This is a genomic window from Pseudomonas juntendi, assembly GCF_009932375.1.
In the GTDB taxonomy this organism is placed as follows: domain Bacteria; phylum Pseudomonadota; class Gammaproteobacteria; order Pseudomonadales; family Pseudomonadaceae; genus Aquipseudomonas; species Aquipseudomonas juntendi.
The window spans coordinates 1-321 of the sequence record NZ_BLJG01000603.1; the positions used below are offsets into that span (position 1 = coordinate 1).

Here is a 321-nt window from a genome sequence, read left to right on the forward strand (position 1 = left end):
GGGAACCAGCCGCTGACAATGCGCGAGTTGGCGGGAAAGGCCGGCGACTCCACCGGGCCGAGCATGAAACGCAGGGTGAACAGCGCCACCGCCGCCGAGGCACCGGCCAGCCCCATCCAGCCCACAGTGCCTTGCAGCAGCGTGAACAACGACCAGAGGATCAGGCTGATGCCGTAGACACGCCGGGCACCGAAGCGGTCGAGCAGCCAGCCGCCGGGTACCTGGCCCAGGGCGTAGGCCCAGGCGAATGCGGAGAAGACCATGCCCAGCATGACCGGGTCCAGGCCCAGGTCCGCGAGCACCTCGGTGCCGGTGATCGAC

General features: G+C 69.2%; 1 protein-coding gene. It reads right to left on the minus strand.

Annotation, left to right across the window (positions count from 1 at the left end):
- The coding region (locus GYA94_RS27455) for an MFS transporter (protein WP_161893527.1) at nucleotides 1-321 on the minus strand (321 nt) is incomplete at both ends.